2 protein-coding genes and 1 pseudogene are annotated in these 3,398 nt (G+C 41.2%); 2 read left to right on the plus strand and 1 reads right to left on the minus strand.

The features are described from left to right. Positions 1–166 precede the first annotated feature (166 nt). Positions 167–1,666, plus strand: a complete 1,500-nt coding sequence (locus CWC30_RS17775; protein WP_138627760.1) for a phospholipase effector Tle1 domain-containing protein — start codon at positions 167–169, stop codon at positions 1,664–1,666. Positions 1,667–1,734: 68 nt separating this feature from the next. Here CWC30_RS17775 and CWC30_RS17780 read toward each other — a convergent pair. Further along, positions 1,735–1,998, minus strand: a pseudogene (locus tag CWC30_RS17780) (glucose/galactose MFS transporter); the annotation flags it as partial. Positions 1,999–2,435: 437 nt separating this feature from the next. Between CWC30_RS17780 and CWC30_RS17790 the strand changes: the two are divergent. Next, positions 2,436–3,161, plus strand: coding sequence for a MauE/DoxX family redox-associated membrane protein (locus CWC30_RS17790; protein WP_076922973.1), 726 nt, complete (start codon positions 2,436–2,438; stop codon positions 3,159–3,161). Positions 3,162–3,398: the final 237 nt, after the last annotated feature.

The raw sequence follows: 3,398 nt of genomic DNA on the forward strand, positions 1-3,398 counted from the left end.
CCCAAAACATTTGCTTTGTGGCTCAGCGAAAAAGTGCTGCGTGTTGTGCGTCCTAAAATGAAGCTGCACTAGCCAAAATTAAAGACAGTGGTAATTTAAATTACCACTGTCTTTAATTTTTAATATTAGCTATATAAAGTACACAAAAATTTTAAGGAAACAGCCTATGTCGGATAAAACGCTTATTTTTAATTTTGATGGTACCGGCAGTGAACCCCGAGACGCAGATCAGTTTAGTACAGAGCATTTTAAAGAAGACGCCAGTATTTCTAATATTTTAAAACTACACTTATTGCTCGGTGGTAAACTTGATGATTCTCCCACCACCCCATTTTCCAAACAGTTAAGTTTTTATTACCAAGGCATAGGCACTAAAGGTAGTCGTTTAAAACGAATTTTAAATCAAGCACTCGCCCCACGTTCAGACGATGTAGCCAGCATTTTAAATCAAGCTATTAATGATTTTAAACAGCATTATCAAAGCGGTGATACTGTGTTACTTACCGGTTTTAGCCGAGGCGCTGCATTAGCGCGGCGATTTGCAAAGTGCTTAGAGCCACTCATACATGAAAAGGTGTATTTATGTGTGTTTGATACAGTGGCCTCAATTGGCATGTCAAAAGTGAGTAAAGCCACTTGGGGTGCAGAGCATGTTATTTTTGAAAATCACACCATTGCCAGTAATGTCTCTGAGGCGCTGCACTGTGTAGCGCTTGATGAAAAACGTCGCGCCTTTGAACCGACCTTAATGAACCAGCAAGCTAACATTACCGAGCTGTGGTTTGCAGGAGCCCATTCCGATGTGGGAGGCGGCTACTATCGCGATGGACTTGCCGATATTTGCTTGCGTTATGCACTTGAGTGGCTCATTGCTCAGCCACTGTCAGTTTCATTGCTAACCAGTCATGACATCGATTACGAAAACCTTTTACCTGAGAGTAACTTGGTTGCCCAAGACGATGTGACTGTTATTCCCGATCCCCTGGCGTTAAGTCATCAGCAAAATTACTTTTGGTTAAACCCATTTTTTAAACTTGTTGATAGGCAGTGCTGTGTATTAATTGACGATGAAATCAGCCACGCCGCCCCATTAATACATCACAGTGTTGCACAGCGAATTAATAAACTAACCAGCTATCGTCCCGAATCGTTAAAAAACTTACATTATAAAATGATTTACAGCGACGACAGCACGTTAAACTTTATGGGACTCAGTGCCCATATAATGCTAGGCAACCAAAATATGAGTTTACTTAGCATAAACCAAAGCCAAGATGTGATGGTATATGCCAGTGAAGCCTACAACGCCACCGGCTTAATGCTTGCCCAAGGTGCGACCTACCGTTTTACACCTTATCCTAATCAATATTGGTATGACGATGGTATAAAGTGCTCTCCTTCTGGGTGGCATCGCGATAACGTGCAGCTCGGCGTTAAAGAAATCCCCATGGCATTACTTGAGCCATTTAGACGTTTAGCTACAGCGCAGTGGTTTAGTTTAATCGGCACGATTGGTCAAAGCGATGAACACGCCTTTGAAATTGCCGAAGGCGTTGAAATAACCATTAAAAAATCGGGAGAGTTTTGCCCATTTGCTAATGATTTAAGTCGTTTTTATGGTGCAAATGCCGGTAGGATAAAACTTAAAGTAACGCGATTAAGCTGATAAATAGCCCAAATAATCAGTGCACTTTATACTGCAAAGTGCACTGAGCTAGGGATAGCTGGTGGAGGTTATTGCTTTTTCATTTTATGGCCTTTCACGGCATAAAATAATATGAATAGATAACAAGGTAACAACACCGAGTAGCCTGTTTGTAACGAGGTAAAGCCACTCAGTGGCCCCATAATTAAAAGCGCAGAACCAGTACTAGTAAGTTTACCCAATCCTGATAACGCTAGTGGGAACACCGCAGGCCAAACAATCGCGTTTGCAAAGCCTAAAAAGGCAATCAGCAGTAAAACATCAGGCAAATTAGCGCCGGCTAAAGGCACCAATGACCACGATATTATTAAACTATACACACCAGAACTGGTAGTCAGAGATTCAACAGCCCCTCCTATAGCTTTATAATTAATTAGCTGGCACGCGCTGCAAGTCCCCTTCAGCGCTTAAAGCATTAAAAGCGGCCTGATTTTTGAACGCATAGCCTGTACCACTGAGTTTATTAACAATAAAACGGCACATGTTGTAAATTTTACACTTAGGGTCTGTTGATCTTTCAAGGTTATATAACTCAGTTAACCTCTCTAATACCAATTCGCTTAATTAACTGAGCTATTTTGAGGGAGGAAAATCGTGTCGATAGCAAGGCAAAAATTTCGTTATTGAGTTGTTCTAAATGAGACGTTTTTAACGTCTGTTAGCGTCTGTTCTACCCCCTCAAAATGATTAAGTATTATTGCAAATTGGTATAAATATACAGGAGTAAAATATGGCCAAGTCAGCCCAATTGTATAGAATGGCAACCGATGAACATATTTGCCCATTTGGTTTAAAATCTAAAGATTTACTTGAACGTCAAGGCATTGAAGTAGACGATCATTTACTCACCTCAAGAGCCGATACCGATACCTTCAAACAAAAATACGGTGTAAAAACAACACCACAAACATTTATAGATGATGAGCGTATCGGTGGTTATGATGAACTCAGAGAATACTTTAATAAATCCCCTGCAGGCCAACAAGGCACAACGTATACGCCGGTCATTGCTATTTTCGCGGTTACCTTGTTGCTAAGTTTAGCCTTTTCGTTGAGCGGTGCAGGATTAAGCATGTATACGCTTGAGTTATTTGTTGCGTTAACCATGGCGGTACTTGCCATTCAAAAGCTGCAAGATTTAAACAGTTTTTCGAATTCCTTTATCACTTACGATTTACTCGCCATGAAAGTGATCCCCTATGCCTATGTTTACCCATTTTTAGAAGCTTTTGTTGGCGTGGCCATGATTGCAGCACTTCCAGTTTACTTGGTTGCACCTATCTCTTTGTTTATTGGTAGTGTCGGGGCAATATCCGTGATTAAAGCCGTGTATATAGACAAACGCGAACTTAAATGTGCCTGTGTTGGCGGCGATAGCAATGTACCGCTTGGCTTTATCTCACTAACCGAAAACCTATTTATGATAGCAGCCGGTATTTGGATGCTAGTTAAATAATAAAAAGGCGCGATAGGTTTAAAACCTACCGCGCCCTTCATGTTTTGATAGCGGGCTACGAGCTAAGAGCTACGGGGGAAGCATTCCTGTTTTTATATTTTCTCATTAACCCTCACTCACTTCTCTGTGTTCAAATAGGTTTTAATAAAACTTTTACAAAAAGGTTATGAGACGCTGCGCTAAAAGAGCAGGCTAAAGGCGCTAGGTTGTGTTCGCTGCTCGTAGCCCGAAGGCTAC

It is taken from the genome of Pseudoalteromonas sp. S4741 (genome assembly GCF_005886135.1).
GTDB classification, from domain to species: domain Bacteria; phylum Pseudomonadota; class Gammaproteobacteria; order Enterobacterales; family Alteromonadaceae; genus Pseudoalteromonas; species Pseudoalteromonas tetraodonis.

Coding starts and splice junctions, on each gene's coding strand:
- CWC30_RS17775 (WP_138627760.1), top strand. CDS start 167: ATGTCGGATAAAACGCTTATTTTTAATTTTGATGGTACCGGCAGTGAA.
- CWC30_RS17790 (WP_076922973.1), top strand. CDS start 2,436: ATGGCCAAGTCAGCCCAATTGTATAGAATGGCAACCGATGAACATATT.